Source organism: Variovorax paradoxus B4 (genome assembly GCF_000463015.1).
In the GTDB taxonomy this organism is placed as follows: Bacteria; Pseudomonadota; Gammaproteobacteria; order Burkholderiales; family Burkholderiaceae_C; genus Variovorax; species Variovorax paradoxus_E.
In genome coordinates, this window is sequence record NC_022247.1 from 3582799 (window position 1) to 3596040 (window position 13242).

Sequence of the window (13242 nt, forward strand, 5' to 3'; positions counted from 1 at the left end):
GCCGCCCGGGCCCGCGGCGGTCGGCGCTAGACTGCGTTTTTTTGGAAAGACCACACCGCGTGCGCATATTGCTTGTCGAAGATGACAGTGCGTTGGCAGACGCTGTCTGCAGCTATCTGCTTGCGAAGGCATTCGTGGTCGACGTGGCGTCCAGCCTTGCCGAAGCCCGCGGCGCCCTGCTTTCGGTGCGATACGCCGCCGTGCTGCTCGACCTGCACCTGGGCGACGGCGACGGCCTTTCGCTGCTGCCCCAGGTACGCGCGCTGCGCGAGCCGCCCATCGTCATCGTGCTGACGGCGCGCGACCAGGTCACCGACCGCATCCGCGGGCTCGACGCCGGCGCCGACGACTACCTCATCAAGCCCTACGACCCGGCCGAGCTGCTGGCGCGGCTGCGCGCGGTGGAGCGGCGGCGCAGCGCCGGCAGCTCGCCGGTGCTGCATCTCGGAACGCTGGAGATCGACCTGGCACAGGACAGGGTTCGCAAGGACGGCAACCCGGTCGTCCTCACCCAGAAGGAATGGGCCCTGCTGCGCGTGATGGCCACACGGCCCGAACGCATCCACACCCGCGAGAACCTGGCCGCTGCGCTCTACGGCTTCGGCGACGAGGCCGACAGCAACACGCTCGAGGTGTTCATCAGCCGGCTGCGGCGCAAACTGGGCAAGAGCCACATCCAGACGCTGCGCGGCCTCGGCTATCGGCTGTCGACCTCGGCAGGCGACGAAGAATGAACGCGGCACCCCCGAAAGACGGCCGCGACACGCTGGCCGGCCGCCTGACTCGCACCTTGATCCTCTGGGTCGGCGGCGTGTGGATGCTGTGTGTGCTGGCCGTGGTCTGGTATGTGGACCGGGAGATCAACAACAACTTCGACAACGAGCTGGTGGAGGTGTCGCACCGCATGTTCGACATGGCGGTGCAGGAAATGGGCAAGCTGCAGCATTCGGGTGCCACGCCGGACGCGCCGGTGATCGCGCCGAAGCAATTGTTCTCGGAAGATGCCGTGATGTACCAGGTGGTGGACATCCACGAGCACGTGCTGCTGCGCTCGGCCGAGGCGCCCACCGATGCATTCGACGTTCCGCTTGCTCCCGGCTTCGCCAACAACCAGACCTGGCGCATCTATACCGTGCGGCATCCCACGCTGGGCCTCTATTTCCAGGTGGCCGATCCGCTCGACGAGCGGCGCTCGGCGCTGAACCGCACGCTGTTCGGGCTGATCATTCCGCTGGGCGCCGTGCTGCCGCTGCTGGCGCTGGTACTGCGCAACGTGGCGCGCAACGAGCTGCGCGTGCTGCAGCAGCTCGCGGGCGAGATCGAGAAGCGCAGCGGCTCAGACCTGCGCCCCATCGCGCTGCCCGGCCTGCCGCGCGAGCTGCGCTCGGTGGGCGACCACGTCAACAGCCTGCTGGAGCGCCTGTCGCATTCGCTCGACGTCGAGCGCGCGCTGGCCGCCAACGCGGCGCACGAGCTGCGAACACCGCTGGCCGCAGCACGGCTGCGCCTGCAGACCGCACTCGAGCACGACCTGCGGCGCAACGATGTCCAGGCGGCGCTCGACGCGCTGCGAATGCTCAGCCACCGCACCGAGAAGCTGCTGCAGCTTTCGCGCGCCGAGTCGGGTGCGTCGCTCGCGCGCGCGCGGGTCGACCTGGTGCAGCTGGCAGGGGCCGTGGCACAGGAATTCTGGAACGACCCGCAGATCAGCGAGCGGCTGGCGCTCAAGGTACCCGACGCCGTTGCGCCCGTCGCCTCGGGCGATGTCGACGCGCTGGCGATCGCGCTGCGCAACCTGGTGGAAAACGCCCTGCGCTACGGCGGCAGCGGCCGGGTGGTGATCGAGGTGATGGCGCCCTGCACGCTTGCGGTGCGCGACTTCGGCGCGGGCGTCAGCCCCGAGCAGCTCGCCACGTTGCAGCAGCGCCATGTGCGCCACAGCTCCGATCGCACGGGTTACGGGCTGGGGCTGTCGATCGTGAGCACCATCGTCGAGAAGCACAACGCCAGGCTCGAACTGGCATCGCCGCCGCCAGGCGCTGCCAGCGGCTTCGAGGCGCGCATCGTGCTGCGGCCGGCGTAGCGGCCGGCTCTTTCGTTTACTTCGCCGCGCGTCCTACCCGCTCACCACCGCGCGCAGCCAGTCGGGCAGCGCCAGCGCCTTCTGCTTCGGAAAATCGACCCAGATCGTGGTCGCCCCGCCCGCCGCGCAGATCACGTCGGGCGCCTCGGCGCGCGCCATGGTGGCCCAGCTCTCGAAGGTGGTACGGGCCGGGTCGCTCACGTACATCTTGAGCAGCACATCGCCCGGGTATTCGATCTGGCGGTAGAAATTGCAGAAGGCGTTGACGATCACCATGCCCTCGCCGCCCGGTTCGGGCGCGATGCCGAGCGAACGGATCCAGTCGATGCGCGCGGTTTCCAGGTAGCGGAAGTAGGTGCCGTTGTTGAGGTGGCCCATGGCGTCCATGTCGCCCCAGCGGATGGGGATGGACATTTCGTACACGAGCTTCTTCTTCTCGGGGATTTCGATTCTCATCGGTGGGCCTTGATGGGGAGGATCAGAGCGCGAACCCGTCGTCGGCCGCAATGACCGCGCCGTTCACGAAATGGCTCTGGCCGCTGGCCAGCAGCACGATCAGGCCGTCGAGGTCCTCGGGCTTGCCCACGCGCTTGCGCGGCAGCATGCTCACGAGCTTGGCGCCGCCTTCGGAGGCCCAGTGGTCCTCGTTGAGCTCGGTCGTGATGTAGCCGGGGCACAGCGCATTCACGTTGATGCCGAAGCGACCCCATTCGAGCGCCATGGCCTTGGTCATCTGCACCACCGCGGCCTTGCTCATGCAGTAGGTGCCGATCTGCGGCAGCACCTTGAGCGCCGCCACCGAGGCGATGTTGATGATGCGCCCGCCGATGTAGGTGCCCGGCGCCGAACCATCGGCGCGCGCCAGCATGCGCTCGCCCACTTCCTGCGCGACGAAGAAGGAGCCCCTCACGTTGGTGTCGAAGATGTAGTCGTAGTCGTCGGGCGTGACGTCCGAAAGGCGCTGGGTGGTGCTCACGCCCGAGTTGTTGACCAGGATGTCGATGGGGCCCACCTCGGTTTCGGCGCGCGCCACGGCGGCCTTGATGCTGCCGATGTCGGTGACGTCGAGCTCGACGGCATGCGCGTCGCCGCCCTCGCCCTCGATGCGCGCGCGCAGCTCCTTCAATTTCTCGAGCCGGCGGCTCGCGAGCACCACTGCGGCACCGGCGCGCGCCAATGTCTTGGCAAACTGCGCGCCCAAGCCGCTGGAAGCCCCGGTGATGAAGGCCACGCGGCCCGAAAGGTCGATGCTGTAAGCCATGGAGGAGGGTCCTGTTGAGTCGCCGAAGTGACGCCCGGCACTCCACATAAAATGTTTGGTGCCCTCGAAGCGCCCGAGCCTCAAATCATTATCGACGAGACCCACATGACCCACGACGAAATCCTCGCCCAGTTCGGCCCCCGCGAATCCATGGAATACGACGTGGTGGTCGTCGGCGGCGGCCCGGCCGGCCTCTCCACCGCCATCCGGCTCAAGCAGCTCGCCGCCCACCACGAAAAGGAAATCTCGGTCGTGGTGCTCGAGAAGGGCTCCGAGCCCGGCGCGCACATCCTCTCGGGCGCCATCATGGACCCGCGCGCCCTCAACGAGCTACTGCCCGACTGGAAGGAACAGGGCGCCCCGCTGAACCAGCCCGTCACCGACGACGCCATGGTGTTCCTCGGCGAGAAATCGGGCCTCCGCACGCCCAATGCCTTCCTGCCGGCCTGCTTCCAGAACCACGGCAACTACATCATCAGCCTCGGCGCCTTCACCAAGTGGCTCGCGCAGCAGGCCGAGAACCTGGGCGTGGAGATCTTCCCGGGCTTCCCGGCCGCCGAAGTGCTCTACAACGAGAACGGCTCGGTGCGCGGCGTGGCCACCGGCAACATGGGCGTGGGCAAGGACGGCGAACCCACCGAGAACTTCCAGCTCGGCATGGAGCTGCTGGGCAAGTACACGGTGTTTGCCGAAGGTGCGCGCGGCCACCTCGGCCGCCAGCTGATCGCCAGATTCAAGCTCGACGAAGGCAAGGATCCGCAGACTTACGGCCTCGGCGTGAAGGAAGTGTGGGAAATCGACCCCAAGCGCCACCAGCCCGGCTTCGTGCTGCACACCGCCGGCTGGCCGATGAAGAGCGACACCTACGGCGGCGCCTTCCTCTATCACATGGAGGACAACAAGATCTCCATGGGCTTCATCACCGGCCTGGACTACAGCAACCCCTACCTCAGCCCATTCGAGGAAATGCAGCGCTGGAAGCTGCATCCCAACATCCGGTGGTACCTCGAAGGCGACGAGGCACAGGGCATCAAGCCCGCCAAGCGCATCGGCTACGGCGCGCGCGCCATCACGGCCGGCGGCCTGATGTCGCTGCCCAAGACGGTGTTTCCGGGCGGAGCACTGGTCGGCTGTGAGGCGGGCTACCTCAACGTGAGCCGCATCAAGGGCAGCCATGCCGCCATCAAGACCGGCATGCTGGCCGCCGAAGCCGCGTACGACGCGGTGCAGGCCGGCCGCCAGCACGACGAACTCACGGCCTACCCGGCTGCGTTCGAGAAGAGCTGGCTCTACACCGAGCTGAACAAGGCGCGCAACTTCAAGGCCTGGTTCAAGAAGGGGCTGGGCATTGCCACCTTCATGAACGGCATCGAGCAGTGGCTGTTCAAGGGCCACATTCCATGGACCCTGCACCGCCACAAGCCCGACCACCTGTACCTCAAGCCCGCGGCAGAGTGCAAGCCCATCGCCTATCCGAAGCCGGACGGCAAGCTCACCTTCGACCGCCTCTCGAGCGTGTTCATCAGCAACACCAACCACGAGGAACAGCAGCCGGCGCACCTGACGCTCAAGGATGCGTCGGTGCCCGTGAACATCAACCTGTCGAAGTTCGCGGGCCCCGAAAGCCGCTACTGCCCAGCCGGCGTGTACGAGTTCGTGCCCGACGAAGCCAAGGCCGGCAAGGAGCGCTTGCAGATCAACGCGCAGAACTGCGTGCACTGCAAGACTTGCGACATCAAGGACCCGACGCAGAACATCGTGTGGGTCACGCCCGAAGGGGGCGGCGGACCGAACTACGTGGGGATGTAGTTCTCTCTCTTGGGTTGCTATTTCCGGTGCTCTTGTTCGGGGCGCGTGCACAGGACACCGGGTACTCCCCCCCGCGAATGTCCCCCGTCGGCGGGAGCGCACCCCCGCCGACAGTACACAGCTCAGCGCCCGGCTTCGCCCCACCCTCCCCCACCAGGCGTCTCGATCACGAACACGTCGCCCGGCTGCATCTGCACCTGCCCGATGTGATCCAGTTCCAGGGCCGTGCCGTCGGCCCGCTCGACGCGGTTGATGCCCACCGCGCCGGCCTCGCCGCCCGCACCGCCGAACGCGCCGTGGTGGCGGCCGTTGCTGAGGATCGAGGCCGTCATCGGCGCCAGGAAGCGCACGCGCCGCACGCCGCCGTCGCCGCCGCGCCAGCGCCCGGCTCCACCCGAGCCCGCGCGCAGGCTGTAGCTTTCAAGGCGCACCGGGTAGCGGAATTCGAGCACCTCGGGGTCGGTCAGGCGCGAGTTGGTCATGTGGGTCTGCACCACGCTCGTGCCATCGAAGCCCTGGCCCGCGCCCGAGCCGCCCGAGATGGTCTCGTAGTACTGGTGCTCGCCGTCGCCGAAGGTGAAGTTGTTCATGGTGCACTGGCTCGCGGCCATCACGCCGAGCGCGCCATAGAGCGCATTGGTCACGCAGCTCGAGGTTTCGACGTTGCCCGCCACCACCGCGGCCGGCGGCAGCGGATTGAGCATGCAGCCGTCCGGCACTATCACCTCGATGGGTTTCAGGCAGCCCGCGTTGAGCGGAATGTCGTCGTCCACCAGCGTGCGGAACACATACAGCACGGCGGCCATGGTGATGGCCCGCGGCGCGTTGAAGTTGTTGGGCAGCTGCGCGCTGGTGCCGGTGAAGTCGACCGTGGCCGAGCGGCGCACGGCATCTACATTGACCCGCACGCGGATCTGCGCACCGTTGTCCAGCGGCAGCGTGAACTCGCCGTTCTTCAGCGCCGTGATGACGCGGCGCACCGACTCCTCGGCGTTGTCCTGCACGTGGCCCATGTAGGCGGCCACGGTCTCGCGGCCGAACTGCGCGACCATGGCCTGCAGCTCCTGCACGCCCTTCTCGTTGGCGGCGATCTGCGCGCGCAGGTCGGCCAGGTTCTGCTCGATGTTGCGCGACGGATGCGCACCGCTGCCCAGCAGCGCGCGCAGCTCGGCTTCGCGCAGGCGCCCGCCCTCCACCAGCTTGAAGTTGTCGATCAGCACGCCCTCGTCGCCGATGGTGGCCGAGAACGGCGGCATCGAGCCCGGCGTGATGCCGCCCACGTCGGCGTGGTGGCCGCGCGAAGCCACGTAGAACGAAGGCCGCGCATCGCCCTGTGCCAGGTACACCGGCGTGACCACCGTGATGTCGGGCAGGTGCGTGCCGCCATGGTAGGGATCGTTCAGCACGAAGACGTCGCCGGCCTTCATGCCGGGGTTGCCGTCGATCACGGTCTTGATCGACTCGCTCATCGAGCCCAGGTGCACCGGCATATGCGGCGCGTTGGCGATCAGGTTGCCCTCGACGTCGAACAGCGCGCAGGAGAAGTCGAGCCGCTCCTTGATGTTCACCGAGTAGGCCGTGTTCTGCAGCCGCAGGCCCATCTGCTCGGCGATGTTCATGAAGAGGTTGTTGAACACCTCGAGCATCACCGGGTCGGCGCTGGTGCCCATGGCCTGCGTGACGACGCGCGGGCGCACGCGGTGCAGCTCGATGCCGGCCGCGGTGGCGCGCGCCTGCCAGCCGGGCTCGATCACCGTGGTGGCGTTGCGGCCCGCGAGGATGGCGGGGCCGTCGATGAACGCGCCGGGTTTGAGCGCCACCTCGTCGAACAGCGCGGCGTCGCGCCAGCCCGCGGCTTCTTCGTCGGCCTCGCAGTACATGCGGACGGCTGCCAGCGGCTCGGGTGCATGAGGAGCGGTATCGGCCTGCGCAGCCGGCGGTGCCGCGCGCTCGCCGGCCCCCACGGCTTCGACCGTCACGGCCTCGATCACGAGCGCCCGCTCGGCCATCAGGAAGGCGAAGCGGCGGCGATAGCCGGCTTCGAACTCTTCGCGCATCGCGGCGATCGCTTCGTCGGCCGAACCCGCCATGGGCAGCGCGCAGGCCAGCGCGGTGTCGGTGCCTTCGTAGCGCAGTTGCACGCGGTGCACCGTGGCAATGGCCGCATCGGCCACACCCTGCTCGCGCAGTTCTCCTTTGGCCTGCGCCGCAAGCGAGCCTGCCGTATCGCGCGCCGCCGCCAGGCCCTGTGCATCGAGCCGGCGCTCCAGCGCCAGCTCGCGCATCGCGAGCTGGTCGGCCAGCCCCATCCCGAAGGCCGAGAGCACGCCCGCCAGCGGATGCAGATAGACGCTGCGCATGCCAAGCGCATCGGCCACCAGGCAGGCATGCTGGCCGCCGGCGCCGCCGAAGCACTGCAGCGTGTACTGCGTGACGTCGTAGCCGCGCGCCACCGAGATTCGCTTGATGGCGTTGGCCATGCTGGCCACGGCAATGCGCAGCGCGCCGCTCGCCACTTCTTCGGCACTCACGGTGCGGCCCGTGGCCTCCGACATGCGGCGCGCCATCGCATCGAAGCCGCGCCGCGCCGCCGCCAGGTCGAGCGGTTCATCGGCGTTCGGCCCGAACACGGACGGAAAGTGCGAAGGCTGGATCTTGCCGAGCAGCACGTTCGCGTCGGTGGTGGTCAGCGGCCCGCCGCGCCGATAGCTGGCCGGGCCGGGGTTGGCACCGGCCGACTCCGGCCCCACGCGCAGCCGCGCACCGTCGAAGGCGACGACCGAGCCGCCGCCCGCGGCCACGGTGTGAATGCTCATCATCGGCGCGCGCATGCGCACGCCCGCCACCTGCGTTTCGAAGGAGCGTTCGAACTCGCCGGCGTAGTGCGACACGTCGGTGGACGTGCCGCCCATGTCGAAGCCGATCACGCGCGCGTGGCCCGCGTCGAGCGCAGTGCGCACCATGCCGACGATGCCGCCGGCCGGGCCCGAGAGAATCGCATCCTTGCCCTGGAAGCGGTCGGCCTGCGTGAGCCCGCCCGAGCTCTGCATGAAGAACAGCGGCACGCCCGGCATCTGGCGCGACACCTGCTCCACGTAGCGCCGCAGGATCGGGCTCAGGTAGGCATCCACCACCGTGGTGTCGCCGCGCGGCACCAGCTTCATGAGCGGGCTGGTCTTGTGCGACACCGACACCTGCGTGAAGCCGATGGCCCGCGCGATGCGCTCGGCAGCCAGTTCGTGCGCGGCGAAGCGCCAACCGTGCATGAAGACGATGGCGCAGGCGCGCAGGCCGGCATCGAAGGCTTCCTGCAGCGCCGTGGTCAGCGCGCGCTCGTCGAGCGGCTGCACGACGCCGCCCTGCGCATCCATGCGCTCGCCGGCTTCGATCACGCGCTGGTAGAGCAGCTCGGGCAGCACGATGCGACGGTCGAACAGCCGCGGCCGCGCCTGCGTGGCGATGCGCAGCGCATCGCGAAAGCCAGCCGTGGTGACCAGCACCGTCGGCTCGCCCTTGCGCTCCAGCAGGGCGTTGGTGGCCACGGTGGTGCCCATCTTCACGCACTCGACGCGCTCGGGAGTCACGGATTCACCGGGCGCGAGCTTCAGCAGGCGGCGAATGCCTTCGACGGCGGCGTCCTTGTACTGCTCGGGGTTCTCCGACAGCAGCTTGAGCGTGTGCAGGCCGCCCTCGGGATCGCGGCCGACCAGGTCGGTGAAGGTGCCGCCGCGGTCGATCCAGAACTGCCAGCGGGACGGGAGAAGGGAATGCGTGGTCATGAAAAGGAAGGGGTTCGGAAAAAAAACGATACGGATCAGTTCTGGCGCAGGTCGCGCCCGCGCGTCTCGGGCAGGCAGAGCGCCACGACCACCACCATGGCATAGGCCACCGCGGCGCACACGCCGATGGCGGTGCCCAGCGAAAGGTGCATGCGGTCGCTCAGCACCCCGACCAGCGCCGGAAAGGTGGCGCCGATGCCGCGCCCGAAGTTGTAGCAAAAGCCCTGCCCGGAGCCGCGCAGCTCATTGGGAAAAAGCTCGGCCAGGAAAGCGCCTGCGCCGCTGAAGATGCCCGACATGAAGAAGCCGAGCGGAAAGCCCAGCAGCAGCATCAGGCCGTCGGTGATGGGCAGCAGCGTGTAGGCGTAGACCAGCGATCCGGCGCCCACCGCGAACAGGATGAAGGCGCGGCGGCGTCCGAGCCGGTCCGACAGGTAGGCGCCGCACAGGTAGCCGATGAAGGCCCCGATGATGAACATGAACTGGTAGCCGCCCGAACCCAGCACCGTGAGATGGCGTTCGTTCTTCAGGAAGGTGGGCAGCCAGACGCCGATCGCGTAGTAGCCGCCCTGCATGCCGGTGAACAGCAGGCTCGCGAGCACCGTGGTGCCCAGCATGCCGGGCTTGAAGATCGCGAGGAAATTGCCGCTGCGCTCGCCGCGCGCCACGGCGGCGCGGCTCTGCACGTAGATCTCCGGGTCGCGGATCGAGCGGCGGATGAACACGATCAGGAGCGCCGGCAGCAGGCCCAGCATGAACATCACGCGCCATGAATACTCCGGCGGCAGGAACGAGAACAGCGCCATCGACACCAGCACCGCTGCGCCCCATCCGACGGCCCAGCTGCTCTGCACCAGCCCCACCGCCTTGCCCCGGTAGGCGGGCCGGATCATCTCGGCGATGAGCACCGAGCCCACGGCCCATTCGCCGCCGAAGCCCAGGCCCTGCAGCGTGCGGGCGACCAGCAGTTGCTCGGGCGTTTGCGCCAGCCCGCAGGCAAAGGTGAAGATCGCGAACACCAGGATCGTGAGCTGCAGGATGCGCACGCGGCCGTACCTGTCGGCCAGGATGCCGGCCGCCCAGCCGCCGATGGCCGAGGCCACCAGCGTGGCAGTGCCGATCAGCCCCACCTCGGTCTTGCTCATGCCCCACAGCGACAGCAGGATAGGCGTGACCAGCGGCAGCGTGTAGTAGTCGAAGGCATCGACCGCGTAGCCGCTGAAGGATGCGGTGAGCGTGCGTTTCTCGTTCGGGTTGAGCGTGCGCAGCCAGCTGCCTCCGGCTTGCGTGTCGTCGCCCGCCTGGGCGGCGTCGAGGGTGGTCTTCATGTGCTTGTCTCCTTGCGTTTTGAATGGGTGGACCGCGCCGCGCCTAGAACGCGGCCAGCTGGTGGTGCAGCAGGTCGGTCACGAGCATCGAGCCCGGCGCGTGCGTGATGGCGAACGGCAGCCCGGCGGCGGCCAGCGCGGCCTGGGGCGTGACGCCGCAGGCCCAGAACACGGGCAGCTCATCGGGCATCACCTCGACCGCGTCGCCGTAGTCGGGATCGGCGATCGACCGGATGCCGATCAGCGCCGGATCGCCGATGTGAACCGGCGCGCCGTGCACGGCCGGAAAGCGCGAGGTGATCTGCACCGCGCGAATGGCATCGGCCGCGCGCAGCGGGCGCATCGACACCACCATCGGCCCATGGAAGGCGCCGGCCTGCTCGGTGGCCATCGAGGTGCGGAACATCGCCACGTTGCGGCCTTGCTCTACGTGGCGCAACACGATGCCCTCGGCCATCAGCGCATGCTCGAAGGTGAAGGAGCAGCCGATGACGAAGCTCACCAGGTCATCGCTCCAGAGCGCACGCACGTCGGTGGGCTCGTCCGCCAGCACGCCGCCCTGCCACACGCGGTAGCGCGGCAGGTCGGTGCGGATGTCGATGTCCTCGCCGAGTGCCGGCAGCGCCGGGTCACCGGCTTCCGAGACGCCGAGCAATGGGCACGGCTTGGGGTTGGCCTGGCAGAAGCGCAGGAAGTCGGCCGCATGCGCCTGCGGCAGGATCACGAGGTTGCCCTGCACATGGGCGCTCGCGAGTCCGCTGGTGTGGGAGCTCAGCGCGCCGCTGCGGCAGGCTTGGCGCACGGCCCGCGCGCTGCTGCCTGCGCCGGGCTGTTCTGCGAAGGATTGACGGTTCGACATTTGGCGTTTCCGATGCCCGATGCATCGCTGTGGTGTGATGCGCCGGATTGTGGGAATCCGGGCTCACGAACGCCAACGCAAAGTTTCTCGCTCAGCTCATCGATTTTTTCGATGACCCCATGCGGTGCGATGCATGCACCACGGCGGAGCTCAGCGCGGCCTCCGGCAGCGGGGACGACGGGTCGTCGCGGTAGCTCGCGTAGATGGGCAGCGGCTCCAGCGTCACGTCGCAAGGCAGCACGCGCAGCGGCAGGCGCCGCGCCAGCGGCTCGACCACTGCGCGCGGCAGCGCGGCCACGCCAAAGCCCGCCTCCACCAGCTGCGCCATCGCCGAGATCGACGAGATCGCATGCACGCGCGGCGGCGGGCTGCCGGCTTCTCGGAACATCTCCAGCAGCGCCACGTGAGGCTGCGAGCCGCGCTGGAAGGTCAGCAGGTCGAGCGAGAGCAGGTCCGCCATGCGGTAGCGCCGCTTCAGGTGCAGCTCGCGGTGGCCGACGAAGCACATGGGCATCGGCGGCACGGCCCGCGTGCGCACGCCGTCGCCGGTGGCCGGCAGCGCTGCGAACACGAGATCCTGCTTGCCGCGCTGGAGCTGGTCGACCAGTACCGGCGTGGTTTCGACGGTGAGCTCCAGTTCGAAGTCCGGATGCGTCGCCTGCATGTGCTTGAGCCAGCCGGTGAGCCAGCTGTGCACCACCGATTCGATGGCGCCCACGCGCAGCACGGCCTCGCGCACCGTGCCCGAACCCATCTCGGCCTTGATGTGCATCTGCATCTCGAGCAGCTTCTGCGCAAAGGCATGGAAGCGCTGCCCCGCCACCGTGAGGCGGAACTGCTTGTCGCGCCGGTCGAGCAGCAGCACGCCCAGCTCGCGCTCGAGCGCGGCGATGCGGCTGGACAGCGCCGACTGCGTGATGTGCAGCTTCTCGGCCGCACGGGTGACGCTCTTGAGCGCCACGGCCCAGTGGAAGGCTTCGACGAATCGCAGGTTCATCGTGCAAGTGTCGCCTGAGCCGCGCATTCCGCTGCGCTATGCTCGTCGGCGAAGGAGACAAGACCACCATGCAGATCGTCATCACGGGCGGCGCCGGCTTCCTGGGCGCACGCCTTGCCCGCACCCTGCTGAAGCGGGGCGAGCTTTCGCTTGCGGGTGCGCCGCTGCGCGCGATTTCCCGCATCACGCTGGTCGACCGGGCCGCGCCGCCGGCCGATCTTGCGGCCGACCCGCGCATCAGCGCCGCACTCGGCGACCTGAACGAACAGCTGGCCTCGCCCGACGCCTCGCTCTGGACCGGGGCCGACGCCATCTTTCACCTGGCCGCCGCGGTCAGCGGCGAATGCGAGGCCGACTTCGACCTGGGCATGCGCAGCAACTTCGCCGCCACGCATGCCCTGCTCGAAAAGGCCCGCACCGTGGGCACCCGGCCGCTGCTGGTGTTTGCCAGCTCGCTCGCGGTGTTCGGCGACTCGCCCGAGCAGCCGCTGCCGCCGGTGATCGAAGACCACACGCTGCCGACGCCGCAGACCAGCTACGGCATCCAGAAATTCATCGGCGAGCAGTTGATGGCCGATTACACGCGCAAGGGCTTCGTGCGCGGCCGCAGCGTGCGGTTGATGACGGTGAGCGTGCGCCCCGGCCGGCCCAACGGCGCGGCCTCGGGCTTTTTCAGCGGCATGATCCGCGAGCCGCTCGCGGGCATTCGCGCCGCCTGCCCGGTGCCCGACGAGACGCCGGTGGCCATTGCATCGCCGGCGCGCACGGTCGAAGGCATCCTGCGCGCCGCGCAGGCCAGCGACGCCGAATGGGGCCCGCGCACCGCGCTCAACCTGCCCTCGCTTTCCACCACGGTGGGCGAAATGGCCGCGGCGCTCGAGCGCGTGGCCGGCAAGGCCGCCACCGACCTGCTCGACCGCACACCTGACCCGGCCATCCAGCGCATCGTCAAAACCTGGCCCGGGCGCATCGAAACCGTTCGCGCCAACCGCCTGGGGCTCTCGGCCGATGCCAGCTTCGAGGCAGTTATTCGCGATTACGTCCGTGAAAATCCCGACGCAGTCAAACTGGTTATTGCGGCATAGTCATCGGCTGCGTCGCGAAGCCGACGCTTTGCGACACCCCC

General features: G+C 68.6%; 10 protein-coding genes. 4 read left to right on the forward strand and 6 right to left on the reverse strand.

The annotated features are described in order from the left end of the window. The first annotated feature begins 59 nt into the window (after window positions 1-59). Both VAPA_RS16720 and VAPA_RS16725 read left to right on the forward strand, forming a co-directional pair. Complete coding sequence (locus VAPA_RS16720) at window positions 60-734, forward strand: response regulator (RefSeq protein WP_021007949.1); 675 nt, start codon at window positions 60-62, stop codon at window positions 732-734. After that, window positions 731-2083, forward strand: coding sequence for a sensor histidine kinase (locus VAPA_RS16725; RefSeq protein ID WP_021007950.1), 1353 nt, complete (start codon window positions 731-733; stop codon window positions 2081-2083). Before VAPA_RS16720 ends, VAPA_RS16725 begins: the two co-directional genes overlap by 4 nt. 33 nt (window positions 2084-2116) lie before the next feature. Here the strand turns inward: VAPA_RS16725 and VAPA_RS16730 are convergent, their stop codons facing one another. Next, complete coding sequence (locus VAPA_RS16730; protein ID WP_021007951.1) at window positions 2117-2539, reverse strand: acyl-CoA thioesterase; 423 nt, start codon at window positions 2537-2539, stop codon at window positions 2117-2119. A gap of 22 nt (window positions 2540-2561) precedes the next feature. Beyond that, complete coding sequence (locus VAPA_RS16735; protein WP_021007952.1) at window positions 2562-3344, reverse strand: SDR family oxidoreductase; 783 nt, start codon at window positions 3342-3344, stop codon at window positions 2562-2564. A 105-nt stretch (window positions 3345-3449) separates the two neighbouring features. On the opposite strand from VAPA_RS16735, the gene VAPA_RS16740 reads away from it, so the two are divergent. Continuing rightward, window positions 3450-5153: an electron transfer flavoprotein-ubiquinone oxidoreductase gene (locus tag VAPA_RS16740; protein ID WP_021007953.1), complete on the forward strand. Its 1704-nt coding sequence runs from the start codon at window positions 3450-3452 to the stop codon at window positions 5151-5153. A 122-nt stretch (window positions 5154-5275) separates the two neighbouring features. Here the strand turns inward: VAPA_RS16740 and VAPA_RS16745 are convergent, their stop codons facing one another. From VAPA_RS16745 to VAPA_RS16760, 4 genes are all read right to left on the reverse strand, one after another. Next, window positions 5276-8932 (reverse strand): hydantoinase B/oxoprolinase family protein, encoded by a 3657-nt coding sequence (locus VAPA_RS16745; RefSeq protein WP_021007954.1) that lies wholly within the window; start codon window positions 8930-8932, stop codon window positions 5276-5278. A 35-nt stretch (window positions 8933-8967) separates the two neighbouring features. Continuing rightward, window positions 8968-10260: an MFS transporter gene (locus VAPA_RS16750; protein WP_021007955.1), complete on the reverse strand. Its 1293-nt coding sequence runs from the start codon at window positions 10258-10260 to the stop codon at window positions 8968-8970. Between the two features lie 43 nt (window positions 10261-10303). Beyond that, entirely contained in the window at window positions 10304-11119 is an 816-nt protein-coding gene (locus tag VAPA_RS16755; protein ID WP_021007956.1) for a putative hydro-lyase, read from the reverse strand. A 91-nt stretch (window positions 11120-11210) separates the two neighbouring features. Continuing rightward, window positions 11211-12116: a LysR family transcriptional regulator gene (locus VAPA_RS16760; protein WP_021007957.1), complete on the reverse strand. Its 906-nt coding sequence runs from the start codon at window positions 12114-12116 to the stop codon at window positions 11211-11213. Window positions 12117-12184: 68 nt separating this feature from the next. Here VAPA_RS16760 and denD point away from each other — a divergent pair, with 68 nt between their 5' ends. Beyond that, window positions 12185-13201, forward strand: a complete 1017-nt coding sequence (gene denD / locus VAPA_RS16765; RefSeq protein WP_021007958.1) for a D-erythronate dehydrogenase — start codon at window positions 12185-12187, stop codon at window positions 13199-13201. Window positions 13202-13242 lie beyond the last annotated feature (41 nt).

What these genes read in the sequence shown, in the direction of transcription:
- VAPA_RS16725 (WP_021007950.1), top strand. Translation starts at nt 731, where the DNA reads ATGAACGCGGCACCCCCGAAAGACGGCCGCGACACGCTGGCCGGCCGC.
- denD (WP_021007958.1), top strand. Translation starts at nt 12,185, where the DNA reads ATGCAGATCGTCATCACGGGCGGCGCCGGCTTCCTGGGCGCACGCCTT.
- VAPA_RS16750 (WP_021007955.1), bottom strand. Translation starts at nt 10,260, where the DNA reads ATGAAGACCACCCTCGACGCCGCCCAGGCGGGCGACGACACGCAAGCC.
- VAPA_RS16735 (WP_021007952.1), bottom strand. Translation starts at nt 3,344, where the DNA reads ATGGCTTACAGCATCGACCTTTCGGGCCGCGTGGCCTTCATCACCGGG.
- VAPA_RS16740 (WP_021007953.1), top strand. Translation starts at nt 3,450, where the DNA reads ATGACCCACGACGAAATCCTCGCCCAGTTCGGCCCCCGCGAATCCATG.
- VAPA_RS16745 (WP_021007954.1), bottom strand. Translation starts at nt 8,932, where the DNA reads ATGACCACGCATTCCCTTCTCCCGTCCCGCTGGCAGTTCTGGATCGAC.
- VAPA_RS16755 (WP_021007956.1), bottom strand. Translation starts at nt 11,119, where the DNA reads ATGTCGAACCGTCAATCCTTCGCAGAACAGCCCGGCGCAGGCAGCAGC.
- VAPA_RS16730 (WP_021007951.1), bottom strand. Translation starts at nt 2,539, where the DNA reads ATGAGAATCGAAATCCCCGAGAAGAAGAAGCTCGTGTACGAAATGTCC.
- VAPA_RS16760 (WP_021007957.1), bottom strand. Translation starts at nt 12,116, where the DNA reads ATGAACCTGCGATTCGTCGAAGCCTTCCACTGGGCCGTGGCGCTCAAG.